This window comes from Paenibacillus sp. FSL F4-0097, from assembly GCF_038593125.1.
In the GTDB taxonomy this organism is placed as follows: domain Bacteria; phylum Bacillota; class Bacilli; order Paenibacillales; family Paenibacillaceae; genus Paenibacillus_AQ; species Paenibacillus_AQ odorifer.
Window position 1 is genome coordinate 2,164,527 of record NZ_CP151965.1, and the last position, 24,993, is coordinate 2,189,519.

Below are 24,993 nucleotides of genomic sequence, written 5' to 3' on the forward strand. Positions count from 1 at the left end.
AAAACTGTGTTATCATAATTCCATTATACGGGATACGGCTGGGAATTAAGATTGGGGAGGCCTTGCAGGGCATGTGGACGGTAATATATATCGCGCCGACCGCCAGAGTGGCGGATATGATTAAGAGTAAGCTGACAGAAGAAGGTTTTTTGGTAGAATGCCGTCCAATCAATATGTCCAAGCAGCAGTTTGAGATATTGGTTCCTTCAGGTGAGCTGGAGGAAGTACAGGAAGTCCTTAATCTTATTCTGCATCCCTGAGTTTCTTACAAGACAAAAGTCATGACAGCGGCAAGCTGCATAACGCAAATAAACGGCTGAAGAGGTGCGGGTGTGTTCAAAGATTTATTTCAGAAGAAACGGAAGTACGCGACTATTCCTTCAGAACGTCTGGAGCGGAGCGGCGGGCCTGCGGAAGGCGAACGCCCCAAACGTGAAATCCCTGAAGGATTAATGAGCAAATGTAATAAATGCGGAACGATCCAGTATAGTAAGGAATTAGAGAAGAACCTAAAGGTATGTCCTAATTGTGGTCACCACTTGCGCCTAAATGCTGTGGAGCGCATTGCAATGACATTAGACCCTGAGGGCTTTATTGAGTTTGACAGTGAAATGTATTCTATCGACCCGCTGAAATTTCCGGGTTACGCTTCCAAAGTGGAGCAACAGCAGCTGAAATCTGGACAAACTGAAGCCGTAATTACGGGTCAGGGTTCCATTGGTGGCCATCCAGTCATCGTAGCTGTGATGAATTTTGAATTTTTCTCAGGCAGTATGGGCTCTGTAGTAGGTGAGAAGATCACCCGTGCGATAGAAGAGGCCACAGAGCAACAGCTTCCACTCCTTATTTTCTCTACTTCAGGTGGAGCGAGAATGCAGGAGAGTATTCTTAGTCTAATGCAAATGGCGAAGACCAGCGCTGCGCTGGCTCGTTTTAACGAGGTTGGAGGTCTTTACATCTCGATAATTACGGATCCTACTACCGGTGGAGTATCTGCGAGTTTTGCCAGCCTTGGTGATATAATTATTGCAGAGCCTGGAGCGGTATTTGGTTTCGCAGGACGTATAGTCATTGAGCAGACCATTCGCCAGAAGCTTCCGGATGATTTCCAGACCGCTGAATTTAATCTTCAGCATGGGTTGCTTGACATGGTCGTGCACCGCAAAGAAATGCGCGCTACATTGACTAAAATTTTGGAGCTGCATGACGTGAAAGGGGGATTTTAGGTTGGCAGGAGAGTTGCCTTTTGAAATGCCTCTGGTAGAAATGCGCAAGAAGATTGCTGAACTGAAGCAGTTTGGCGAAGAGAAGGGTATTGATTTTACGGACGAGGTAGCTAGGCTGGAAGAACGATACCGTGTGCTGGAGGAAGAGATATATTCTAATATTTCTCCTTCGCAAAAAATGCATTTGGCTAGACATCAAGGACGTCCGACTTCCCTTGATCTTATGGGGCAGATCTTCACAGATTTTATTGAGCTCCACGGTGATCGGATGTTTGGGGATGATCTTGCTATTGTAGGCGGCATCGGTAAACTAAATGGGTTGCCGGTTACAGTTATTGGCCAGCAGCGCGGTAAAGACACCAAAGAGAATATTTTACGATTCTTCGGCAGTGCACACCCTGAGGGCTTCCGTAAAGCGCTGCGTCTGATGCAGCAAGCGGACAAGTTCAAACGTCCCATTATTACCTTCGTGGATACGAAAGGTGCATACCCAGGCAACACAGCCGAGGAAAGAGGTCAATCCGAAGCGATTGCCCGTAATTTACGCGAGATGTCTCAGTTTGGTGTCCCTGTAATCTGTGTGGTCATCGGTGAAGGCGGAAGCGGTGGCGCCCTGGCATTGGCTGTTGGGAATAGAGTGCTCATGCTGGAACATGCCATTTATTCGGCGATATCTCCTAACGGAGCAGCCTCTATTCTGTGGAAGGATGCTTCGAAGGCTGATCAAGCGGCAGAAGCCATGAAGATAACGGCTGCTGATCTGCTTGAGATGGAAGTTATAGAAGAGATCGTACCAGAGCCTAAAGGCGGCGCTCATCGGGATTACGAAGCAACGGCAGCGGCGATTAAGGATGCATTATGGCGGCATCTGCAGGAGCTAACCCAGATGAACTCAGTGGAATTGAAGGTTGATAGATACCGTAAATTCCGTAAAATTGGTGAGTTTGCAGAGGCTCAGCAGGAACAAATTTTTATTGAAGAAGAAGTGAAGTCAGAAGTGTAAAAGTGCAAAATCATTTGCACTTTAAGACATATAGCTATACTTAGTGGGTCTTTTGGATATAGTGTAAAATATACAATTTATTGGAATTAAAATAATCTCGATCCACTAACGGGATTATTTTAATTTTTTTTATGTTTACAGAAAATTCGACTTAAAGTTACACCCAAAAGTGCCTACAACATTGATTTTGTGTCTGGTTTGCAGTAATATTCATAAGGGCGTACTTAAAGGCACATGTGACAAAGTTCCTATTTTATTAGTTAGCCTTGTAGTAGATTTTGTAGTTGGAAAAAGTGAGACAGAGAGAACGAAAAAACGGAGGAAAACCTAATGCGGAAAAGTAAAATTGTATGTACGATCGGACCTGCGAGTGAATCGTTGGAGAATATCAAAAAATTGATTTTGGCTGGTATGAATGTGGCCCGTCTGAATTTCTCCCACGGCGATTTCGAAGAGCACGGTGCTCGGATCAATACGATCCGTCAAGCATCTAAGGAACTGAACAAAACAGTTGCTATCCTGCTCGATACTAAAGGACCGGAGATTCGCACAGGCAAGCTGGAAGTAGAACCGATTGAACTTGTTCAGGACGAGTACCTGACACTGACTACGGAAGAGATCCTTGGTACTCAAGATCGTATTTCCATCACGTACAGCGAACTTCCTAACGATGTTCAAGTAGGATCCACAATCCTTATTGATGACGGTCTGATTGGTTTGACAGTTGTCGACATTCAAGGTACAGAAATCAAGACCCGTATTGTAAACGGTGGTACGATTAAGAGCAAGAAGGGCGTTAACGTACCAGGAGTAAACATCTCCTTGCCGGGTATTACGGAAAAAGACACCAACGATATTCTTTTTGGTATCGAACAGGACATCGATTTTATCGCCGCTTCCTTCGTTCGCAAAGCTAGCGACGTTCAGGAAATTCGTGAGCTGCTTGAGAAAAACAACGCTTCTCACATCCAAATCATTTCCAAAATCGAAAACCAACAAGGTGTTGACAACCTTGATGAAATTTTAGAAGCTTCTGACGGCCTGATGGTTGCTCGTGGTGACCTTGGTGTTGAAATCCCAGCTGAAGATGTACCTTTGGCTCAAAAATTGATGATTCAAAAATGTAACGTTGCTGGTAAACCAGTTATCACAGCTACACAAATGTTGGATTCCATGCAACGCAACCCACGTCCTACTCGCGCTGAAGCAAGTGACGTAGCAAACGCTATTTTAGATGGTACAGATGCAATCATGCTTTCCGGAGAAACTGCTGCTGGTAAATATCCAGTAGAATCCGTACTTACAATGTCCCGCATTGCTGAGAAAGCGGAATCCGCTCTGAACCACCATGAAATCTTCATGAAACAACAAACTGCACAAGAAACTACAGTTACAGAAGCAATCAGCCAATCCGTTGCAATTTCTGCTTTGGATCTGAACGCTAAGGCTATCATTTCTTCGACTGTAACAGGTCATACTGCACGCGTTGTTTCCAAATACCGTCCTAAAGCACCAATCATTGCCGTTACAACACAAGAAAGAACTATGCGTCAATTGTCCCTCGTTTGGGGCGTAACGCCAGTGTTCGGACAAGTTGCATCTTCCACAGATGAACTGCTGGAAACAGCAATCAAAGGTGGTAAGGATTCCGGTCTGGTTCAAACTGGTGACCTAGTTGTGATTACTGCAGGAATTCCACTTGGACGTTCTGGTTCCACTAACTTGGTAAAAGTAAGCACAATCGAGTAGTTCTCGATTGGCTTCACCTGTTTAGCAGGTTTCATAAAGCTTAATTAAAGGGTTGTCTCAACTGTAGTGAAAATCTACAAGCGAGGCAGCCCTTTTTTCGTGTTTATCAACATATTCGATTGAAGATTATGTTAAATCCATTTATGCTGTTAATAACAAATCTTGAATGATAGGTTCGAGTATTTTTATTTGGGGTATGTTCGTTTGACAGTAAAAGAATCCCCACGATGGTTTGGACAAGAAGGAACGGCGATAGTAGCGTTATTTTGCACCATGATTCCTCCCATATTGAGAGTGAGCCTCGGACTTTTGCCATTAATTCGACAGCAATAGAAGCAAGTAGGGGAGACACGCGCCAGCTTTGCAATTGAGCCGTCTACCTCGGGAGCCTCCATAATCCATTCACCAGAGGTTTGTGGTCCGGTATATCGCTGTAATGTTCGAAAAATCCAATTTCGGCTCAAATTGCGGAGCGTAATCGTCCATTTGTTGCGGCCTACCTTCGTGATGTTCGCTTTTATATGGTCTCCAGGGCTCACTGGAAGGGGAATTACCGTTTCGACATCAGGTAGGATTTCCCACCAAGCGTAATACCGGGCACGGCCATTTACGAATTCATGGCCTGTACCCGTTTGGATTAGGCTGCTGTTCTTGAAACCGTCAATACCAATCCAAGCAGAGGAATAGGAAGGCTTAGAGGTTGGTTTTACATATGGAACGATCCATTCACCGGCAATGCGGTTAAAAGCCCCCTTTTTTCCAGTGATCGTATATCCGCTCCAGTTTGTTGAAGACCAGCCGAAGCCGGAGCTTTGAAATTTGTTCGCATTAGATTTGTCTTTTAGACATGGATGATTGACCCGATTAGAATTTTGTTTATCATTCAACTTGTCCACCGCCTTTATAGTACTGCTATATTAAATGCGGTGATTACATAGGATGTACGGGTGTTCTGCTAAAATATAAGAGAGTGCAATGCTTGATTTAAGAAGCTGGAGAGGATTTGTAGCTTAAAATGGAAAAATTATCGAAGCTGCGTGGCTTTTATCTGTTTTTAGGATTGGCCGGTGGTTCATTTGGCTCATATCTAACGCTGCTGCTTGTCCACAATGGACTTGATAGCGGGCAGATAGGTATACTAATGGCAACAGGCACGCTAATTGCGATTACGATTCAGCCAATATGGGGAATTGTTTCGGATCGGTATAATCAGACGCGTTTGGTACTAATCCTAAGTGTGGCGATACCGGCTTTATTAGCGGTCTTTTACCGTTCGGAATATTTTATTGTGTTACTGCTGGTATATACCCTCTCAACAATCTTTTCCTCAACACAGGCGCCTATAGCTGATTCTTACGCGATTTCAGCAGCGAAGAGGGCTGGGGCTACTTATGGCAGTATAAGGCTTATGATGAGCATTGGAGCGGCTGTGGGAGCCTATTTAGGCGGATTGTATGTATCGTCCTTCTCTGTATCCACGATATGGCTGCCCTTTCTTATGTTTAATCTGATTGCGGTTCTTATTGCATTGACGCTGCCGAAGCAGGCAGAAGAGAATCATATGATGCGGCAATCGTTTTCTCAGGGGGTTAAAAAGCTGCTGGGGAATCGGGTGTTTCTAGCGTTTTTGGGTGGCAGTTTTCTTGTGAACCAAACGATGACTGCTTTTGGAACCTACTTCGTCATCGCGTTTCAGTCGGTTGGAGGTTCAACTCGTTATGCAGGAATTGCGCTTTTTCTCGCATCTGTAACGAACGTGCCCTCCATGCTGTTTGCTTCCAAGGTAATCAAAAAGCTGGGGCGCGAGCGGACGCTGCTCCTTGGCGCACTTATTTATGTCTTGCGGTGGGGCATTCAGGTGGCATTCCCTTATCCATCCGTAATGATTGGAGTGCAGGTACTGCATGGTCTGTCATTCGGGTTCTTTTATATTGCTGCCGTTGAATATGTATCTCAGATCACCTCTAACGAGATGCAGGCGACTGGGCAAAGTGTTTTTAATATGGTGTTCTCGGGTTTTGCCGGTGTTGTTGGCAATTTATTAAATGGATTCTTGCTCAATCAAGGCGGCGTAGAAGTGATGAACCTGTCTTGTATGTTGAGTTCAATTGCAGGAGCGATGCTGCTATTTTATGTCGCCAGAAGCTCCCGAAGCAAACTATCGACGACAAAGCTATCTTCAGACGGGGCCCGGGCCTAAAGCTCTCCCTGCTGCCTATGCGAAAGGAGTATTTATAAATGGAATTACAGCAAGACGGCTTGCGAAGCCGGTGGTATGAGTCTACCCTGCGTGTTCGATACCAGGAAAGTGATCAGATGGGCGTTGTGTATCATGCGAATTATTTGAACTGGTTTGAATCTGGCCGCACGGAGTTGTTACGTCAGCTTGGCTTTACTTATCGTGAGCTTGAGAATCAGGGAGTGCTCCTTCCTGTTACCTCAGCCGATTTGCAATTTAAAAGTCCGGCGCGATATGATGATCTTATCTCCGTGTATGCGCGAATGACTACCTTTTCGGCGTTAAGAGTCGCATTTGAGTATCAGGTGCGGAGGCTCTCGGAAGCAGAAGGTAGGAATTTAGAGGGTTCAGCGGCTACTTTGGGACAATTGCGGTCGATGGACCTCCCCGGGGAACTGCTGGTTACCGGCTCGACAAATCATGTTTGGGTGAATCGAGAATGGAAGCCTGCCAGGCTGGATAGAGCCCTTCCGGAGCTGTTTCACGCGATTAAAGGAGCGCTGCGGGAAGAAAGGGGTTCTGTATGATTAGAAGCAAATGGTTGTGGGCTGCATTATTTATCATTCCTGCCGTGGAATTATTCGGCTTTATCTTCGTAGCAGATCAACTTGGAGCATTCAAAACGCTGCTGCTTATGTTGACGACCTCGGTTATCGGTTTATTGATGATGCGTTTCGAAGGGAATAAAGTGCTGCAAGACAGCAGAACACATATGCAGGAGGGACGCGTTCCTGGCCGGACGATGCTGGATGGCCTATGCATTTTTTTCGGTGGCTTACTGCTGATCTTACCTGGTTTCGTAACGGATATTGTAGGTTTCTCCTTGGTGTTTCCGTTGACTCGGCCTTTGTATCGTATATTTTTGCTGAAGTGGATTGAGAAAAAGATGAAAAACGGCACCTTCACCTTTTACCGCCGCTAGTCATAATCAAAACAAAAACAGAGTAGGCCCCTCTCATTGATAGGAGTCTGCTCTGTTTTGCTATTCCAAGAATTGTAGGGTATTGTTTATTATCTTAGTCTTCCGCTGACAATATAGCTGTGTAACGCGTGAAATACACCTGCTCGGTTAAAGGCTACAAGGATAACTAGAATAACGGGACCGATGATCAGCCCAAGCATGCCGAACAGCTGCAAACCTGCAAACATACCGACCAGCATAGCAAGGGGATCAAGCCCAATGCTGCTCGCGAGTACTTTCGGCTCAAGCACTTGGCGGGTTATAAGGATAACGGCATATAGGATAGTAAGTCCGATCCCCAGTGCCAGATTGTCTGTCATGTAAGAGTATAACGCCCAAGGAATCATTACGATTCCAACCCCTAAATAAGGCAGCAGATCTACAAAACCAATCATTAAGCCAATAGCGAAAGCCGATTTTACACCCAAGAGCAGCAACCCGATCACGACAATGACCGCTGTAATGGAGATGAGGATTAGCTGAGCCCGGAGGTAGCCGAAGAGAGCTTTTCGCAGATCCCGCCAGATATCCGATACAGGCTTTAAGAATGGGGCTGGCAGCCAGCTTGTGAGTTTGGCATTATGTCTTTCCCAGCTAGTACTAATAAAAAAGGCAGCGAGAACGACCACGATAAGAATTGTACCCATACTGGGTAGAGCAGAGATCAGCTTTAAGATCACGTTAAAAAATCCGGTCACCACTTGCGTAACTGCGTAACCAACGGTTTCCGTTGTTCTGCTGATATTGCTGTCAATGGTGGCGTGATAGTCAGGATTGTCGCGGTAGAACTGATTTATCTGGTTAATGATATTCTGTATGCTTGCATTCTGGCTCAAGGACAGCAGCAGCTCTCTCCATTGGTCCGTATGAAGATTAAAGGTCTGCAGCAGCACGATCAATTCTTTCACTAGCCTTGTAATCATCGCGGTCAGTACTAGTGCGGTTCCGCCTATGTAAAATAGCAGCGAGAGCGACACTGCGAGCCACGCTGGGAGCTTAAGACCTTTAAGAATCAACACTAGTGGATGCATGATATATGCGAGCAACCAAGCGAGCAGGAGGGGGTATAACAGCGGAAGCAATAAATAGATTGCCAGCAGGAGGATAGAGGTAGCCAGAACGACCCACAGGCCGCGCAGCAGTCTTTTTAATGCTAATCGGTCCATACGAAGATCTACACCTCCTTCATTCCTGCGGATGCAGGGGAATAAAAGCTCGTCTTCATATATATTCATAGAACGTATTTAAAGACTAGGAAACGGGATAAATATTGGGCTGAACCGGATGCTATAAACTAAAATCTCAACTGTGAATCAAGGGTTTAGAAGTTTTTTTCTATCTCTGTGATAAAATCATTTGATGCGCTGCAAAGCTTCCACATTGTTCACATAACCGACAAAATCCAGTATGATGAATAAAGATTCGATTACGAAAGTCAGACAACATCCTCGCCGGATATGTCCTTGAACTGCACTCATTAGATTTTTCAATGCTTTAAATTGGAAATGTTTTCATGAAACCGAGAATGCTTTTTATACCTTGTTGGCAAAGGAGAGATATGCTATGACAGCTACCAAAGGCTTGGAAGGTATCGTTGCAACAACTTCATCCATTAGCTCTATTGTGGATGGGGTACTCACTTACCGTGGTTATGATATTGATGATCTCGCAGAAAATGCTACCTTCGAAGAAACCGCTTATTTATTGTGGTTTGGCAGTCTACCAACAACACCAGAGCTGGAAGCGCTCAAACGGGATTTCAGTGCTTTCGCACGGATTCCTGAGCCAGTCATCGAGCAAATGAAGCTCTATCCAAAAGACACCAACACCATGGCAGCATTGCGGACTGCTGTATCAAGCCTTGCTCTCTATGATGAAGCGGCTGACGATATGAGTAGAGAAGCTAACGAGATTAAAGCAGTAAAACTACAGGCACAGCTCCCGACGGTTGTGGCAGCCCTATCGCGTATTCGCAAAGGTCTGGAACCTGTGGCTCCTAAAGAAGGCGTCTCGATTGCCGAGAACTTCCTGTATATGCTATGGGGAAAAGAGCCTGACAGTGTATCTGTTAAAGCGCTTGATACCGCACTTGTGCTTCATGCGGACCATGAGCTGAATGCTTCAACCTTTGCAGGCCGGGTTACGGTTGCAACCTTGTCCGATATTTATTCCGGCGTAACCTCTGCTATCGGTGCACTCAAGGGTCCACTTCACGGTGGGGCGAATGAAGCCGTTATGAAGATGCTTGAAGAGATCGGAAGTTTGGAAGCGGTTGAACCTTATATTCGTAAGAAGCTGGATAACCGTGAGAAGATCATGGGCTTCGGCCATAGAGTATACAAGAATGGTGATCCACGTGCTAAACATCTGATGAAAATGTCACTTGAACTTGGCACAATGAAGAATGATACTACGCTGTATGATATGTCCGTAAATATCGAGGAATTGATTACCGGACAAAAGGGACTTAAACCAAATGTTGATTTCTATTCGGCATCAGTTTATACACAGCTGGGTATTGAACGTGAGCTGTTCACTCCTATCTTTGCAATTAGCCGGACTTCAGGCTGGACTGCGCATATTCTGGAGCAATATACAGATAACCGTATTATCCGGCCACGTGCAGAATACACAGGTATGATTGAACAGAAATACGTTCCAGTAGACGAAAGATAGAAGGGCAGCCTTGCAGGCTGCTCCTAAAGTTTAGTAGAATGAACCCTAGAATATATGCAATAATGCATATTCATACGTAGAGAGTTTTGTTCGAGGCTTGTCCATGAGAAATTAAATCCCACAAAACTTTAGGAGGAATACACTCAAATGTTGAAACTAGAAAAATTCGATCTGCCAACAGAAGGCGAACAAATCACAATTAAAGATGGTAAACTGCAGGTTCCTAATCATCCAATCATTCCTTTTATCGAGGGTGACGGCACAGGCCGTGATATTTGGAAGGCTTCCAAACGCGTACTTGATGCAGCAGTAACTAAAGCTTATGGCGGCACAAAGCAAATCGCTTGGTACGAAGTTTTTGCTGGCGAAAAAGCCTTCAATACATATGGCGAATGGCTGCCAAATGATACATTGGAGGCAATCCGTGAATATTTTGTAGCTATTAAAGGTCCGCTTACGACTCCAATCGGAGGCGGTATTCGTTCATTGAACGTAGCTTTGCGTCAAGAGTTGGATTTGTACGTATGTCTGCGTCCAGTTCGTTATTTCGAAGGGGTTCCTTCTCCTGTTAAACGTCCTGAGCTGGTGGATATGGTTATTTTCCGTGAGAATACGGAGGATATTTATGCAGGGATTGAATATCAAGAAGGTTCTGCTGAAGTGAAGAAAGTCATCGAATTCCTGCAAAAAGAGATGGGAGTTAACAAAATCCGTTTCCCTGAAACTTCTGGTATTGGTATCAAACCAGTATCCTCCGAAGGTTCGAAACGTTTGGTGCGCGCTGCGATTGAATATGCGATCAAACACGGACGCAAGAGCGTAACGCTTGTGCACAAAGGAAACATCATGAAGTTCACTGAAGGTGCCTTCAAAAACTGGGGTTATGAAGTTGCTGAGCAAGAGTTCGGAGATAAGGTCTTCACTTGGAATCAATATGATGTGATTAAAGAACGTGAAGGTGAAGCTGCTGCCAATGCTGCTCAGAAGGATGCTGAAGCTGCAGGCAAAATCATCATCAAGGATGCCATTGCGGATATCGCATTGCAACAAGTTCTGACTCGTCCGACTGATTTTGATGTTATTGCTACCTTGAACCTGAACGGGGACTACCTGTCTGACGCGCTTGCTGCGCAAATCGGCGGTATCGGTATCGCTCCTGGAGCGAACATTAACTATATTTCTGGACATGCGATTTTTGAAGCCACTCATGGCACCGCACCTAAATATGCGGACAAAGATGTTGTGAACCCTGGTTCCGTGATTCTGTCCGGTGTAATGTTGCTGGAGCATCTGGGCTGGCAGGAAGCAGCAGATCTGATTTATAAAGGTATGGAAACAGCTATTAATAACAAGACCGTGACTTATGACTTTGCCCGCCTGATGGAAGGCGCAACTGAACTGAAATGCTCTGCATTTGCCGACGAGATTATTAATCACCTCTAAGAGACTGGCTCAACCAACTGAATATATTGAAGTTTAGCTAATACAAGCTATACCGACACCGTTCTAGGAGGAGAATCCTTGGCAATCAAACGTTATAAAATTACAGTTGTAGGTGCCGGTTTTACTGGTGCTACTACAGCTCTTATGCTTGCTCAAAAGGAGCTTGGTGACGTTGTGCTGCTTGATATCCCACAAATGGAGAACACTACCAAGGGGAAGGCACTAGATATGCTGGAAGCAGGTCCTGTACAGAAATTTGACAGTCAAATTACAGGAACCTCAAGCTATGAAGATGCTGCGGATTCAGATATTGTAATCATCACTGCAGGGATTGCCCGTAAACCTGGAATGAGTCGCGATGATCTCGTGAACACCAATGCAGGTATTGTGAAGTCGGTATGCGAGAACATAAAACGTGTAGCACCAGATTCCATTGTAATCATTCTGAGCAATCCAGTTGACGCTATGACCTATGCAGCATTTAATGCGCTGGGTTTTCCGAAGAGTCGCGTAATTGGACAATCCGGAGTGCTGGATACAGCCCGCTATAACACGTTTATTGCACAAGAGCTGAAGGTATCCGTTGAAGATGTACGTGGTTTCGTATTAGGCGGACATGGCGACGATATGGTACCCCTTGTAAGGTATTCCAGTGTCGGTGGCATTCCAATTGATACATTGATATCTGCGGAGCGTATTGATGAGATTGTGCAACGTACACGTGTGGGTGGCGGAGAGATTGTTAACCTCTTAGGAAATGGTAGTGCTTATTATGCACCAGCGGCTTCTTTAGTTCAGATGGCGGAAGCTATCTTGAAGGACAAAAAACGGATCATTCCGGTTATCGCCTTGCTCGAAGGAGAATATGGCTATGATAACCTGTTCATGGGTGTTCCGGCGTTACTTGGTGCCAATGGTATCGAGAAGATTTTTGAACTGGAGCTTACAGCTGAGGAAAAAGCGGCTTTAGATAAGTCTGCTGAATCCGTGCGTAGCGTAACAGCTGTGCTAACTGTATAGATTGTGACAGAGGTATGAAGAACCCCCCATTTTGTTCACTTAAAATGGGGGTTTCCTTTTCTTCTCAAGCAATAATGGGTATAATTAAATGTAACTATTATCACAGTTAAAATGGAGGAGATATGTTATGGATTGGAACGTTTTGTTTTTCTTACATATGATCGGAACCTTGGCACTTGGCTTCTACCTTGTGCTACCCTTCATCCTAGGACGTGCAGAGAAACTGTCGTCTGGGGCTAAAGAAGGAACGTTAAGTGCAGTAACCGGATTTAATCGTTTTGCGCAGTATGGATTGGTGATCCAACTCCTTACAGGCGGTTACATGATGACCAAAGGTGATTATTCAGTAGCGTGGATGATTATTGTTGTTGTGTTACTGCTAGCGATGTTTGCGCTTGGCGGTATTATGAGCAAGCCTTTGCGTCTTGCAGCAGCTGGAATTCGTGAGAACCGCGACGTTAGCGCAGAGACTGGCAAATTGCGCACACTTAGTGCACTGCTTACGGTGTCATTGCTATTGATGGTATTCTTCATGGTGTTTAACGACATAGTTTAATTTACAGCGAATTATACCCGCCTCCTTAATGGAGAGCGGGTTTTTCGTATGTACCGGTAATTTATCTTCATAAACGTTAATCCCTGATAGGATTAGTATAAGATTTCGGCCGGTAGTTTAAGGGAGAAACACCCGTCCATCGCTTGAATTGTCGGCTGAAGTGGCTCTGGGAAGCAAACCCGAGTTGTTCAGAAATCATCTGTATTTTTAAATCGGTATGAAGCAGTAAATGTTTTGACTTCTTTAATCTTAGGTTAGTTATGTACTGCCTAGGAGATATCTTATACACCTTTGTAAACAACTTATGGCACTGCACCCGACTTAAGCAAAGCTGCTCAGCAATCAAATTAACCGTGAGCTCCGGTAAATGAATATTGGCTGCAATATATTTTTCGATCTGATGAGCAGTTTCCACCTCGTACAAAGAGTTTGCTTGTCTCGCTGTGTTGGAATTCTCTGAATTCGAGAGCTGTACATCAATGAGTTCAGTCAAAATCATCAGAATGATCGCTTGCAAACGAAGCCTTTCTTTTACAAGGATCATTTCTTCAATTTCCTCGGGAAATCCAGTGGATGCCGTCGTGGCGAGAATATTGTTCTTAATAAATTCATCCAAATGTTCCAACTGGTGATTTAATCCCGAACGCTGCATTTGTTGGTTATTCCATTTCTGTACAGCCTGAGATTGAAACCATTCACGAAACTTTAAATCGTCAATATCGAAATGAAAGGAGAGGTAAATATAGTTGCTCAGGCCTGAATTAACTACATAATGACGTAAGCCAGGCGGAATGATTAACCAATCTCCTTTACCAAAGGCGATGGAGCTACCTTCTACATATTGATGGGAGTTGCCATCGTAGCAATACAATAGTTCGAAGATTTTGTGATGATGATCAGGGTATGCCCACCCAGGTTCTGCTACACGATAATGAACACCGATCAGCTGCAGTGTACTTATAATGTTCGGAAAGCTGACTTTGTAAGCGATAGGAGTTCTCCTCCTTAGGATCAATAGGGATGTTCTTAATTATATCAAGGATACCTATACATATGACCGTTTTGCAGTGTGAGCCGTTGATCAATTCCAAGTTTTACGTTACAAAAGGTCAAAAAAAAGAATGAAATCATCATTTGAATCACTTTAGAGAAAAGGGATAATGGAGGAACCTAGGGAAGTACTTCGAGAAACGGAAGGAAGTGTAATGAAGTGAGAAAGCTGTGTAGGGATATACTAATCTTATCTTCTTTACTTATGGCTTCATTGACTCTTACTCACGGTATAACAGAGGCAGCCCTTATTAAAGATGGGGTAGAGGGGCAACCTCCAATCCGAATTGCAAACGCATACAAGCTCAATTTTACAAACCAAGTTAAAACAGGGTATCAATCCGTTAGGTATGATCCTAATCGCGGTGCGCAATTGTATGACTCATCATTAGGTTATGGTTTTGTCCAAGAGACCAACGCTTTACCCGCTAGAGAAGTGCATACCGATTCAATTACATCCGATGGAACAGGTTTTTTCATCACAGAATCTTATTTTTTTGCTGAACCTAAATCTGAAAAGGATAATTATAATAACTACGGCATGGCGTTTCGAATGGATGCTTCTCCTGGAACCTACAACGTATATGTAAAAACGACTTCTGACGCAGAGGATGGGATCGTGTCAGTATCAGGGATGCAGACCAGCCGCTTGTTGAAAAGTGGACATTGGGACGCGGCAAAGCTTGTACCCGTCAAGCATACGGCTGTAGCCAAAGGGAAAGAGTGGACTTATACGTATGTAAACGGCCGTGACCATATAGATATTGAGATTGAACCGAACAAAGTGAACACAGCTGTAGGGATTGAGGAGATCATACTGGAACCGATTTTGCCACAGCATAGAGCAGCTGGAGCTCTTCCGAATTTATTTATACTTGGAGATTCCACGGTCAAGTCCTACACCTTCGACGAAGCGCCAATGAGTGGTTGGGGCCAGATTATTGGCAGTATGTTTAATCAACATAAAGTGAGTGTAACTAACTATTCCATGGGAGGACGCTCGTTTAAAAATGCCTATACAGAAGGTCGACTTAACGACATTTTACTGAGTGGCAGCATTGGGGATTATGTGTTTATTCAATTCGGACACAATGATGAGAGTGCAGATGAGTTCAGACGTTACGGCAGAGGTTCGACTGAGGCAATGTATGAAAACTACCTTAAAGAAGTTTATCTCCCTGCGATCCAAGCCCGGGGCATGATACCAGTACTGGTAACGCCAATGTCCAGAATTAAAGGGAATGCAAGTCCGGGATATATCTATGAGAATTCTTTTAAATCAAGAAAGTTTGTAGATATTCTTAAACGGGTTGCAGATGAATCTGGAGTTACACTTATTGACCTTAACTCGGAAAGTCTGAAATATTATAACGAGATCGGAGGAGAAGCGATAACAGCCCTCTTCATGTCAATTGAAGCCGGAGAAACGCCAGGCAAAACAAATGACGGAAGTTACGCTAACGGGCATCCTTCAAAGAAAATCGATGGGACTCATTTTAAAGAAGCGCTCGCCAAACAATTTTCGCGGATGATTGTTACGGAGCTTGTAGAGAAAGGTGCTACTGGCGATTCTACTGCTGCTTCCATTACTGCTTATCTTAAAGGGAACGTTAAGCATGCGGCACTAACAGGCAACTGGGATAAGGTTTTTCCGGAAATAACTAATGATACGACGACCGGGGAAGCTGCTTATTACCGCAATCAAATTGAAAAATTAATCCAGCTGGGAGTAATGGGCAAAGACCGTCAAGGGAATTTTAAGCCAGATACGGAGATGACAGTTGCTGAATTCACACGCAGTATTTCTAAGTTAATGAAAGTGGAAAGATCAGATCTTGCCTATTATCCGAAAGGTAAGCTGTCACGTGAAACGATGGGTGCTATTCTCTATGATGTTTACCAAGTAAAGTTTGCTAATAAACCTAAGTACATGACTGATTATAACGGCACAGCAGTAGTGCCAGGAGATCCTGGTTATGATTTCAATCTGGATCCAGGAGCTAGAGGAGCGATGTACTATCCACTTGTATCCTGGCAGCAGCTGGTTGATACGGCGGACATTTCTCCTTTTTTAATTTCAAAAGTGAAAAGTGCTTATGAATTAGGGCTTATTAGATCTGAAGTGGGGATTGCTAGAGGCCAAATGGTCAATGGGACAGAACTAGAACCTAAAGCCATAGTGACCCGGGAGAAAGCAGCTAAAGCTCTTTATTTTATGTGGGTACTGGAACATGGAGTGAATGCAGAAAATCATGTTTCTTCTTTGAAATAGTTAGGGTGAACAATTCAAGGCACAGCAGCGATGCTGTGCCTTTTTGTATGCAGTGAAGTCCTCTCCACTTACAGCAGTTTACATCCACGGTTGTTTATTTCTACTTGCATTGTGGTAAGTAAGATTCGTAAAGCGATTTAAGAAAATGACAAACCCAGCGTATAAACGTGCATTGTTGTGCCATCCTAAGATGATCAGTTAACTATCAATTTACTTAACGAGAGGAGATAGGGAAGATGTCAGGCAATAATAAACAAGCTACAAAAACCTTACCCCCACAGGAGCAGCATCATCAGCCAGGGATTGAGAGTGAAATGACGCCGCTGCCCAAATACGAGCCGGCAAATTATAAAGCAGCAGGTAAACTGCAAGACAAGGCGGCGTTGATTACCGGTGGAGACAGCGGAATTGGGCGTGCAGTTGCTGTGCTTTTTGCTAAAGAAGGTGCTGATGTGGTCATTTCATATCTTAATGAACACTCAGATGCAGAGGAAACTAAACGTCAGGTCGAGCAGGAAGGCCGCAAATGTATCCTAATTCCAGGTGATATCGGTGACGAGAAATTCTGTAAGGATCTTATTAAACAGACGGTAGAGGGCTTAGGAAAGCTTGATATTCTCATCAATAACGCGGCGGAGCAACATCCGCAAGCTAAGATCGAGGATATTACTTCCGAGCAGCTAGAGCGTACTTTCCGTACGAATATATTTGCGATGTTCTATTTAACAAAAGCAGCTATGCCTCATTTAAAAGCAGGATCTACAATTATAAATACAACTTCAATTACCGCTTATCGCGGAAGCCCGCAGCTGCTGGACTATTCATCAACTAAAGGAGCTATCCTGAGTTTCACACGATCTTTGTCCACGAATCTGGCGGAGAAGGGCATACGGGTAAACGGTGTAGCACCAGGTCCAATCTGGACACCGCTAATTCCCTCTACCTTTGATGCGAAGCAGGTTAGCGAGTTTGGAGGCACGCAGCCTATGAAACGGCCTGGACAACCAGAGGAGCTGGCGCCAGCCTATGTATATCTTGCCTCTGACGATTCCAGTTATGTGACTGGACAGGTTATTCATGTAAATGGTGGCGAGGTAGTAAACGGTTAGATTAGTACAGCTAATGTGAATAAATGGGTGTATTTCAATAAAAAAATATGTTACTATAAACCACGTTAGCATTTTAAAATTGTATATTTATGTCACTAGGGGTGCCGATTGGCTGAGACGGAATGGATTTCCGGACCCTTTGAACCTGATCTGGTTAAGACCAGCGTAGGGAAGTGGAGAACGAATTTCTGTTGTCGGGCTATTTGTAGTACCGTCTATATACAGATTCTGACTGCCTTCCTTACGGGGGCAGTTTTTTTGTTTTTTACTGGCCTACAGGGAAGTGAGAGAGAGGAGATCGCGAGTGGTACAAGCTGAGATCCATCTAATATCAGACGGCAAGCAGCTGTTGAGACAATTTGTTGAACTGGCTGTCACGGTGCAGACATGGGTCGATTATATTCACTTAAGAGAGAAGCAATGTCCAGCACGCGAACTGCTCTCTGCGGCACAGGAGCTGTTGGCTGCCGGTATACCCGCTACCAAACTGATAATCAATGACCGGATCGATGTAGCATTGGCAGCTGGTGCCGCGGGTGTTCAGTTGGCTGGGCACAGTCTGAGCCCGCTTACAGCCCGGCGAATTGCACCTCAGCTTTGGCTGGGGAGATCGGTTCATTCTCCGGAAGAAGCGGCGAATGCTTCAGAGCAGGGAGCTGATTATTGCTTGTTTGGCCATGTATTTCCCTCGGCGAGCAAGCTAGGGCTGCCCGCACGTGGGTTAGAGCTGCTTGCAGAAACGGTGAAGACTAGCTCTATTCCTGTAATTGCGATTGGCGGAATTGGTCCCGCTAATGCGGCGCAGATCATTAGGCAAGGCGCGGCAGGAATTGCTGTGATGTCCGGAATTTGCGGAGCGGATGATCCTTATGAGGCCGCCAAAGCTATTCATAAGGCGGTTCATTCATAGCCGGGAGGTAAAAGCATAGGCGAAGGGGGTGATTCAGAATGAGACTGTTGATTAACGGGAAATCCGCAGAGTGTTCTGGTGGTATTCAAACTATAGCTGATTTGATCAGTCTTCCTGAGTGGTCGGGTCGTCTGATGATCATTGAGCTGAATGGAGAAATTGTCAGTAAGGAGAATTATGAAAGTACTGCTCTGAGCGAGGATGATCGTTTGGAACTGGTGCACTTTGTTGGTGGGGGTTGAGATGGAGCGGTATAGAATTTTGAGAAATTTATAAGAACCAAAGGGAGGTAATTTCATGCATGACCCGTTACATATTGGAGGCATCGAATTAACTAGTAGATTATTTATCGGAACCGGAAAATATAGCCGGAATGCTCTGATCCCCGAAGTGATCGCAAGCTCTGGTTCTCAGGTGATTACTGTAGCGCTTCGCCGAGTGGACCCGGAAGGTGGAGCAGAAAATATCATGAACCACATTCCCGGCCACATGACTCTTCTGCCTAATACCTCAGGAGCGCGTACAGCGGAGGAGGCAGTCCGTATTGCGAGATTAGCAAGAGCTGCGGGACTGGGGAACTGGGTGAAGATCGAAGTGATCAATGATCAGAAATACCTGCTTCCAGATAATCTGGAGACCATACGAGCTACAGAGATTCTAGCGGCGGAGGGTTTTGTAGTACTGCCATATATGAGTCCGGACCTTTCGGCTGCTTTACGTCTGAGAGATGCCGGTGCTGCTGCTGTGATGCCGCTTGGTGCGCCGATCGGGACGAATCGCGGCCTGCGCACCAAGGAGCTTGTGCGTATTCTTATTGAAGAAGTGAATTTGCCGATTATTGTAGATGCCGGAATTGGCAAGCCCTCGGAAGCGGCGGAAGCAATGGAGATGGGGGCCGCTGCTGTTCTGCTTAATACGGCTGTCGCAACGGCACGTAATCCGCTCGTCATGGCGGAAGCGTTCCGCGAGGCGATATCCGCTGGCCGCAAAGCTTATTTGGCAGGACTCGGTCCTGTAGAAGAAGTTGCTTTTGCTTCGTCACCGTTGACTGGATTTCTGAACTGAATTTGATAGGTTCACCAAAGGAGGGAGGATTAGCATGAGCTTTTTTGACACACTGGCCCGCTTGGAGCAGTATCCATATGAGCAGCTGTGGAAGGAGTTCCGGGAGGATGACGTTAAGCGGGCGCTTGGAAAAGACAAGCTGAACGAAAATGATTTGCTGGCATTGCTCTCTCCGGCAGCAACGCCGCTGCTAGAGGAGATGGCGCAAGCTGCTCAGCGACTGACCCGTGCACATTTTGGTTATTCGATGCAGCTGTTCACACCGATGTATCTTGCCGATTTTTGTGTGAATCATTGTACCTACTGCAGCTTCAGCTCCATTTATGATTTTCCGCGTAAAAAGCTGTCCTTGGAGGAGGTTCGCAGGGAGGCTGAGAAGATTGCAGCTACAGGTCTGCGGCATATCCTCATTTTGACTGGTGAATCGCGCCGGGAGAATCCTGTCTCATATATTAAGGATTGTGTAGTTGTACTTAGAGAATTTTTTTCCTCCGTCAGTATTGAGATAAATCCTCTATCGACTGCCGAATATAAAGAGCTTCTTCAAGCAGGCGTGGATGGATTAACACTATACCAAGAGGTTTACCACCAGGAGACTTACAAAAAGCTGCATGTTAAAGGGCCTAAAAGAAACTACCGGAATCGCCTGGATGCACCTGAACGCGGCTGTCAGGCAGGTTTTCGTTCTGTGAATATTGGTACGTTGCTCGGGATGTACGATTGGCGGCAAGAGGCATTCCAAAGTGCCATGCATGCCCGCTATCTACAGGATCGGTATCCAGATTGCGAGATCAGCCTGTCACCCCCACGGTTTCGGCCTTATTTAGGGGAATTTAACCCAGAGTGCGATGTTACCGATCGATCACTAGTGCAGATTATTTTGGCATACCGGTTATTTTTACCCCGTTCGGGCATTACTTTATCTACAAGAGAGCCTGCCTCTCTACGCGATCATTTAATTCATCTAGGAATAACTAAGATGTCAGCCGGGGTCACAACTGAGGTGGGCGGTCACACTAATGCAGGGGGAACTCCGCAATTCGAAATATCCGATAGCCGCAGTGTGCAGGAGATTACGGAAATGCTATATACGAAGGGTTTGCAGCCGATTTTTAAAGACTGGGATATCCTGACTGAATCAGTAACGTAACGCTTGTATTTTTATTATTAATCACTAAAGGGACCCCTGCGAGATTCATGCGGAGGTCCTTTTTTCTATTGTGTAGATGGTGTTTAGTTTCCGGCAGAGAGCTCATCGAGAGACATTTCGAAGCTCGGTGCCATATGAGTCAGAAAATAATCCACTTCCTGCAGGCCAAGCCCACGAAGTTTTGCTGCTGTCTGCTCCTTCGCGGCGGCAAATTCTCGGTTGCCTGCAGCAACCTCCCATACGCATTTCAAATAAGCATCCAGCCGATCAGCGGCTTTCACATAGCTGTGCAGCAGAATGTCCTCCGAATCGGGAGGGCTGTCTTCCGGTCGTATGAGCTGAGTGTAGATGCTTTTTAGCTCTGATGGAATCATTCCAGTTAAGCGATCAGCCGCAACCTTTTCCATTTCGCGGAAGCTAGTGAGCAAGCGAGGATTGTTGTATTTTACCGGCGTGGCAATGTCGCCTGTGAATACTTCGGAATAATATCTATATAATGAACGGTGCACAAAATTATCTTCGAGTTAATATATGTAATTATATACAGGACGAAATAAGTATTTTTTAACTGCACATAATGCTATATTGCACATAAATAAAATAGTTTAGAAAGAGGCATTGCACAAAATAAATGACTCTGTTAATAATAAATGTTGAAGAATTATTCTTAAAGTTATGTATATTAAATTTGACTATGTTAAATTCTAATGTGGATATTTGACCATAAAAAATCCGCCTTGGTGAAAAGGCGGTTCATTGAGCTATCGTGTCCCGTTAGCTCAAGTTATTTTAGTTCTCTCGTCTACATTGTATACGGCTTTCTTTTCCAGAAATACCTTTTTCGATTGTAACTTTATTTATATCTACACCATTTTCTGGAGTATCAGTTAACGTAATATGTATTCTATCATAAGGAACGTCACCATGATGTGCACCATAATTTAACGCACTTGCATGAACGATATGTCTTCTTGTATCGCCATTTTTTCTTTCAATTTTATCTATTTTTGGACACAGGATAAAGTCTGAGTAAGTTTTGTCGAGATAGGTAATATATCTGGTATATAAAGTTTCTTCAAGCAATTCTTCTTTGGGAGCTCCAGTACTTTCATATTTCCACCCAACTAAGAGCCAATCATATAGCTCCAGTGATTTTAATCGAACTCTTATATTATTTTGGGTATATATAACCTCACCATCTGCTATTGTGCATGTCTTTTTTTGGTTTTCAAAAATACAATTATAGGCAGGTTCAATAACTGCAATATCCCCGTTTTTCATTCTTATTTTCAAATTGGAGACGGGAGTTTTATTTAACTCAAACTCAGTTGGTACTTCGGAAGGATTTGATGTGTTTATCCATTTAACAACCTTACTGATGATTACTTCTTCATATCCGTCACTTTCCTTAAATAAACGAGACCCCCCATATATACGGTTTGCTTGAATAGATGAAACATCTTCTGTTTTTAATTTTGGTTGAACTCTTGCCTTTGCTAATTGTATCGAGGAAAATAGTCCAGCAAACACCATGTATATTATGACTAACTTTTTCACGATTTTTACGCCACCTTTGGAAGTAGTATTGTAGGGTATTGTAGGTATTATCCCCTTTGAATAAAACTAAATTCCAAAATGACATTCATAAATCAGTCAGTATAAAAAAGTTCGCCAATAACAGCCACTGTTGTTCAACTAACCTGCCCGTTAGCTTAACAAGAATAAGCAGAAAGCCGAAGTGTGGTATTCGTGTCTGTCACAGTAAACAGACAGAATTTGGCCGAAATATCTCAACAACAAAGATTAAAAGCCCTAAATAATCATTGTGTTTAAAGTTCATCATACCATTTTTTAAAGTCACTGTTGTTATTCTTCATGTTTTCCAAATCATAAAGTAAATCAGACTTATCAAATGAAAGGGATTGATTCTCCTTATCGATATGCACTGATATTCCACTAATTTTTGAATAAGTTTTTCTAATGATACTATTGCTTCCTGAAGATCCATCATTATCTTTAAGAACTTTTAAACCAGGTAGCTTGTCCCAGAGGATTTTATCACTTTCTGGGTCTAATCGTGATCTAACCGAATTTAAAAGACAAGTATCAATAAAATACTCAATCATTAATCTTAAATATAAATAACATTCAAGAATGTCAATAGTTGAAGATTGAGTTGATGCGAGTCTGTTTTCAATTCTATCTTTTAGATGTTTTGGTGTGTGAAATGGATGTACATCAGCTAAAACCCCTGATAAACCGTTATAGGAATAGACCTCATACCATTTACTGCAATATATATTTTTTGATGTTTCGCACTTTGTAGTTTCAGAGCAAAGCTTACATTTTGCAACGTCTCTTTGTAATTTGAATGAAAGTTTATTTCTCAATGATGTTACAAAAGGTTTACTGTGAGTAAATATAATCACTTGTCTTTTTTTACTTTCTTTTATTATTCTTTCTGAAAGTAAATCTATTTTATCGAGATCGAAACTTGTAATTGGATCATCAAGAATAATAGGATTACCATTATTTTCATAGTAATTTATATCGGCAAAAAAATCAGCTAAACCAATGATATTCTTTTCGCCTTCACTAAGAATTTCTGAAAGATTTTCACCGAAATATTTTCTATCCAACCGTCCTTTCCTTACTTTTGAATTAATATTAAATTTGTAATTGAAAAAATTTAGTTCGTTTCTAAATAGATCATCGAATTTCTCGATTTGGAGTTTTGTAGTAGCTTGGGTTTGTTTTTTTGTAATGTTGCTCTTTTGGGTAGACAAACCATTGTTTATTTTATGATATTTTGAACTTATAGTTAATGTGTCTTTTAACTTCATAAAAGACTCTTTGTTAAGATACATATTCTCTTTCAACTCGAATTTCTTCAATTCTTCTTCTATTGTCTGAAGTTGACTTGCTTTTGTATTCTCGACCATAATATATTGATCTATTTCTGTCTGTTTTTCTATAATTTTCTCATCTATTATTTGAACATAAGTTTGGATTTGTTCGCTATTTATTACACTTACTGAGGATGCAGTTTCCAGAGAAGCTATTGTTAGTCCAACTGTTTTTTCATAACTTGTGATTTCAGATAATATTCGAGACTCCACAAACTTCATTTGATTGATTTTTTTATCAACTTGATCTAATTCATTCTCTAAAACCTCTAAATTATTATTTTTTTCTACAAAAACATTTTTGTATTTTCTAATTAATTCTGAAGAGTTTTTATCAAGATTCTGATTACAAAAAATACATTTATCATCATCTTTGGGATATTCAAAGCTTTTTATGAACTCAATTGCATGAACAATGAAATCTTGCCATCCAACTTTGTTTATATGCGCTAAATCCATTTTTTCTAATGCTGAGATTTGTAGTAATTCTTCCTCCTGTTTGGTTTTATTATATTCAAGTGTCATTCTGTTTTTCTTTTCTTGAAGTGGAACTTTTTCTTTCAATAAGTTCAAGTCATTTCTAATTCTTAATAGACTTTCTTTTTCGTTTTTTAATAAACTAATTTTATCAGTATTATGCTGGTTTATTTGAGTCTTTTGTAATTTTAAATGCTCATATATACTCATTTCTTCTGAAGTGAGAGGCATAAATAATGCGGAATCTAAAATACCTTGTGGATCATTTGAGAAATCTGTGAGCATAGAAGAACTACACCAGTTCACTAAATTTAGTTCGAGTAATCCTTTTATTTTATTATTTTCACTAATTTTTTTATTGAAAGATTCCTGAATATACTCTATTTCTTTTATTAGTAGATCAAAATAATGAAGTTTAAAAGGTTCTAACTTCCAATTCAAGTCTTTCCCTTTCTCTATGACGATTTCAGTATTTTCATTATCATAGATCTCAATATTATCTTTAATATCACTTATGAACGAAGTATCAGTGCTTAACCATTCTTGAACTTGCGTATTTAATATTTGTGTAGGATCATAATGAGACTTTAAATGTTCGTCTCTATGAGAATATGAAACACTAATCCTTTTTTCCTGACTATCATTATTTGCATGTTCGTTTATAAAACCTTTTATGTGTTGTACTCGCTTTGAAAATACTGATAATGCCTTAAAGTAACTTGATTTACCAGCACCGTTTCTTCCGTAAACAACGGTAAGATTAGGACTAAAGGTAATCTCAGAATTAGTCTTTAATGCACCTACGTTGGTGATATTATGTATTTTCACTAAAGAAAAATTATTATTTGTTTCTTCATATTCAATTGAATTTTCAATTTCTGTGTCCTCAATATCTTCAATCGTTCCATCCCCTAAAATAATTCCAATTATAGTTTCTCTATCCTTATCAGATAAGTTTCCCTTTTTATATATTAGTAAATCCACAAGTTTTTTGAACCATTCTTCTTTCTCATAAGCTCTTAGTTCTTTTATATATTCTAATCCAGTTTTCTTTTCCAATACGTCCCCCCCTGATGTAAACATTATTACATAATTTTACTATACATGTTAGGCTAATATTAGTTATCCTTGTTAAGGATTATGATTTAAACTATCGTTTATCAATTCAAGAACACATTATG

The 24,993-nt window shown here is 42.7% G+C and carries 23 protein-coding genes and 1 riboswitch; of the genes, 17 read left to right on the plus strand and 6 right to left on the minus strand.

The window, feature by feature from the left end:
- The first annotated feature begins 71 nt into the window (after positions 1–71).
- From MHH86_RS09595 to pyk, 4 genes are all read left to right on the plus strand, one after another.
- A complete protein-coding gene (locus MHH86_RS09595) occupies positions 72–260 on the plus strand; it encodes a hypothetical protein (RefSeq protein WP_036678895.1) in 189 nt (62 codons plus the stop codon).
- Positions 261–332: 72 nt separating this feature from the next.
- Positions 333–1,226, plus strand: a complete 894-nt coding sequence (gene accD, locus MHH86_RS09600; RefSeq protein WP_076124903.1) for an acetyl-CoA carboxylase, carboxyltransferase subunit beta — start codon at positions 333–335, stop codon at positions 1,224–1,226.
- 1 nt (position 1,227) lies between these two features.
- Positions 1,228–2,229, plus strand: coding sequence for an acetyl-CoA carboxylase carboxyltransferase subunit alpha (locus tag MHH86_RS09605; protein ID WP_076316794.1), 1,002 nt, complete (start codon positions 1,228–1,230; stop codon positions 2,227–2,229).
- A gap of 330 nt (positions 2,230–2,559) precedes the next feature.
- Positions 2,560–3,978 (plus strand): pyruvate kinase, encoded by a 1,419-nt coding sequence (gene pyk / locus MHH86_RS09610; protein WP_076146191.1) that lies wholly within the window; start codon positions 2,560–2,562, stop codon positions 3,976–3,978.
- 185 nt (positions 3,979–4,163) lie between these two features.
- On the opposite strand, the gene MHH86_RS09615 is transcribed toward pyk, so the two are convergent.
- Positions 4,164–4,865 carry a G1 family glutamic endopeptidase gene (locus tag MHH86_RS09615; protein ID WP_076184278.1) on the minus strand — a complete coding sequence of 234 codons (702 nt, stop codon included), beginning with the start codon at positions 4,863–4,865 and terminating at the stop codon, positions 4,164–4,166.
- Positions 4,866–4,993: 128 nt separating this feature from the next.
- Between MHH86_RS09615 and MHH86_RS09620 the strand changes: the two genes are divergently transcribed.
- From MHH86_RS09620 to MHH86_RS09630, 3 genes are read left to right on the plus strand one after another with little or no spacing between them, the layout of a single operon-like run.
- On the plus strand, positions 4,994–6,178 hold the full coding sequence (locus tag MHH86_RS09620) for an MFS transporter (protein WP_036678905.1): 1,185 nt from the start codon (positions 4,994–4,996) through the stop codon (positions 6,176–6,178).
- A gap of 38 nt (positions 6,179–6,216) precedes the next feature.
- Entirely contained in the window at positions 6,217–6,744 is a 528-nt protein-coding gene (locus MHH86_RS09625; protein WP_038569667.1) for a thioesterase family protein, read from the plus strand.
- The gene (locus MHH86_RS09630; protein WP_036678910.1) at positions 6,741–7,139 is read left to right on the plus strand and encodes an FxsA family protein; all 399 of its coding nucleotides are present in this window, start codon (positions 6,741–6,743) and stop codon (positions 7,137–7,139) included. The genes MHH86_RS09625 and MHH86_RS09630 overlap by 4 nt, the downstream gene beginning before the upstream one ends.
- 89 nt (positions 7,140–7,228) lie before the next feature.
- On the opposite strand, the gene ytvI is transcribed toward MHH86_RS09630, so the two are convergent.
- Positions 7,229–8,344 (minus strand): sporulation integral membrane protein YtvI, encoded by a 1,116-nt coding sequence (gene ytvI, locus MHH86_RS09635; RefSeq protein ID WP_036678913.1) that lies wholly within the window; start codon positions 8,342–8,344, stop codon positions 7,229–7,231.
- A 397-nt stretch (positions 8,345–8,741) separates the two neighbouring features.
- On the opposite strand from ytvI, the gene citZ reads away from it, so the two are divergent.
- The 4 genes from citZ (at position 8,742) to MHH86_RS09655 (ending at position 12,873) form a co-directional block, all read left to right on the plus strand.
- The gene (citZ, locus tag MHH86_RS09640; protein ID WP_036678915.1) at positions 8,742–9,854 is read left to right on the plus strand and encodes a citrate synthase; all 1,113 of its coding nucleotides are present in this window, start codon (positions 8,742–8,744) and stop codon (positions 9,852–9,854) included.
- A gap of 147 nt (positions 9,855–10,001) precedes the next feature.
- On the plus strand, positions 10,002–11,297 hold the full coding sequence (gene icd / locus MHH86_RS09645) for an NADP-dependent isocitrate dehydrogenase (protein WP_036678918.1): 1,296 nt from the start codon (positions 10,002–10,004) through the stop codon (positions 11,295–11,297).
- Between the two features lie 78 nt (positions 11,298–11,375).
- The gene (mdh, locus tag MHH86_RS09650; RefSeq protein ID WP_076100099.1) at positions 11,376–12,317 is read left to right on the plus strand and encodes a malate dehydrogenase; all 942 of its coding nucleotides are present in this window, start codon (positions 11,376–11,378) and stop codon (positions 12,315–12,317) included.
- A 127-nt stretch (positions 12,318–12,444) separates the two neighbouring features.
- On the plus strand, positions 12,445–12,873 hold the full coding sequence (locus tag MHH86_RS09655) for a hypothetical protein (RefSeq protein WP_036678923.1): 429 nt from the start codon (positions 12,445–12,447) through the stop codon (positions 12,871–12,873).
- Between the two features lie 76 nt (positions 12,874–12,949).
- Here the strand turns inward: MHH86_RS09655 and MHH86_RS09660 are convergent, their stop codons facing one another.
- Positions 12,950–13,888 carry an AraC family transcriptional regulator gene (locus tag MHH86_RS09660; RefSeq protein WP_076100100.1) on the minus strand — a complete coding sequence of 313 codons (939 nt, stop codon included), beginning with the start codon at positions 13,886–13,888 and terminating at the stop codon, positions 12,950–12,952.
- A 240-nt stretch (positions 13,889–14,128) separates the two neighbouring features.
- Here MHH86_RS09660 and MHH86_RS09665 point away from each other — a divergent pair, with 240 nt between their 5' ends.
- The 6 genes from MHH86_RS09665 (at position 14,129) to thiH (ending at position 20,429) form a co-directional block, all read left to right on the plus strand.
- Entirely contained in the window at positions 14,129–16,195 is a 2,067-nt protein-coding gene (locus MHH86_RS09665; protein WP_256717883.1) for a GDSL-type esterase/lipase family protein, read from the plus strand.
- Between the two features lie 236 nt (positions 16,196–16,431).
- Positions 16,432–17,304, plus strand: coding sequence for an SDR family oxidoreductase (locus MHH86_RS09670; protein ID WP_038569678.1), 873 nt, complete (start codon positions 16,432–16,434; stop codon positions 17,302–17,304).
- An 87-nt stretch (positions 17,305–17,391) separates the two neighbouring features.
- Positions 17,392–17,493: riboswitch (TPP riboswitch) on the plus strand.
- 115 nt (positions 17,494–17,608) lie between these two features.
- The gene (locus tag MHH86_RS09675; RefSeq protein WP_076100104.1) at positions 17,609–18,214 is read left to right on the plus strand and encodes a thiamine phosphate synthase; all 606 of its coding nucleotides are present in this window, start codon (positions 17,609–17,611) and stop codon (positions 18,212–18,214) included.
- Between the two features lie 38 nt (positions 18,215–18,252).
- Positions 18,253–18,456: a sulfur carrier protein ThiS gene (gene thiS / locus MHH86_RS09680; protein WP_076100105.1), complete on the plus strand. Its 204-nt coding sequence runs from the start codon at positions 18,253–18,255 to the stop codon at positions 18,454–18,456.
- Between the two features lie 55 nt (positions 18,457–18,511).
- Positions 18,512–19,279, plus strand: a complete 768-nt coding sequence (locus tag MHH86_RS09685; RefSeq protein ID WP_076100107.1) for a thiazole synthase — start codon at positions 18,512–18,514, stop codon at positions 19,277–19,279.
- A 34-nt stretch (positions 19,280–19,313) separates the two neighbouring features.
- The gene (gene thiH / locus MHH86_RS09690) at positions 19,314–20,429 is read left to right on the plus strand and encodes a 2-iminoacetate synthase ThiH (RefSeq protein WP_076100108.1); all 1,116 of its coding nucleotides are present in this window, start codon (positions 19,314–19,316) and stop codon (positions 20,427–20,429) included.
- A gap of 83 nt (positions 20,430–20,512) precedes the next feature.
- Here the strand turns inward: thiH and yfbR are convergent, their stop codons facing one another.
- From yfbR to MHH86_RS09705, 3 genes are all read right to left on the minus strand, one after another.
- Complete coding sequence (gene yfbR, locus MHH86_RS09695) at positions 20,513–20,938, minus strand: 5'-deoxynucleotidase (RefSeq protein WP_342479695.1); 426 nt, start codon at positions 20,936–20,938, stop codon at positions 20,513–20,515.
- A gap of 280 nt (positions 20,939–21,218) precedes the next feature.
- Entirely contained in the window at positions 21,219–21,986 is a 768-nt protein-coding gene (locus MHH86_RS09700; RefSeq protein WP_342479696.1) for a hypothetical protein, read from the minus strand.
- Between the two features lie 272 nt (positions 21,987–22,258).
- Positions 22,259–24,871, minus strand: coding sequence for a hypothetical protein (locus MHH86_RS09705; protein ID WP_342479697.1), 2,613 nt, complete (start codon positions 24,869–24,871; stop codon positions 22,259–22,261).
- Positions 24,872–24,993: the final 122 nt, after the last annotated feature.

Bases quoted from the DNA above. Each gene is read 5' to 3' on its own strand.
- thiS (WP_076100105.1), top strand. From the start codon at position 18,253: ATGAGACTGTTGATTAACGGGAAATCCGCAGAGTGTTCTGGTGGTATT.
- MHH86_RS09655 (WP_036678923.1), top strand. From the start codon at position 12,445: ATGGATTGGAACGTTTTGTTTTTCTTACATATGATCGGAACCTTGGCA.
- MHH86_RS09630 (WP_036678910.1), top strand. From the start codon at position 6,741: ATGATTAGAAGCAAATGGTTGTGGGCTGCATTATTTATCATTCCTGCC.
- MHH86_RS09670 (WP_038569678.1), top strand. From the start codon at position 16,432: ATGTCAGGCAATAATAAACAAGCTACAAAAACCTTACCCCCACAGGAG.
- MHH86_RS09620 (WP_036678905.1), top strand. From the start codon at position 4,994: ATGGAAAAATTATCGAAGCTGCGTGGCTTTTATCTGTTTTTAGGATTG.
- MHH86_RS09595 (WP_036678895.1), top strand. From the start codon at position 72: ATGTGGACGGTAATATATATCGCGCCGACCGCCAGAGTGGCGGATATG.
- ytvI (WP_036678913.1), bottom strand. From the start codon at position 8,344: ATGGACCGATTAGCATTAAAAAGACTGCTGCGCGGCCTGTGGGTCGTT.
- MHH86_RS09625 (WP_038569667.1), top strand. From the start codon at position 6,217: ATGGAATTACAGCAAGACGGCTTGCGAAGCCGGTGGTATGAGTCTACC.
- pyk (WP_076146191.1), top strand. From the start codon at position 2,560: ATGCGGAAAAGTAAAATTGTATGTACGATCGGACCTGCGAGTGAATCG.
- MHH86_RS09665 (WP_256717883.1), top strand. From the start codon at position 14,129: ATGGCTTCATTGACTCTTACTCACGGTATAACAGAGGCAGCCCTTATT.
- MHH86_RS09685 (WP_076100107.1), top strand. From the start codon at position 18,512: ATGCATGACCCGTTACATATTGGAGGCATCGAATTAACTAGTAGATTA.
- icd (WP_036678918.1), top strand. From the start codon at position 10,002: ATGTTGAAACTAGAAAAATTCGATCTGCCAACAGAAGGCGAACAAATC.
- thiH (WP_076100108.1), top strand. From the start codon at position 19,314: ATGAGCTTTTTTGACACACTGGCCCGCTTGGAGCAGTATCCATATGAG.
- citZ (WP_036678915.1), top strand. From the start codon at position 8,742: ATGACAGCTACCAAAGGCTTGGAAGGTATCGTTGCAACAACTTCATCC.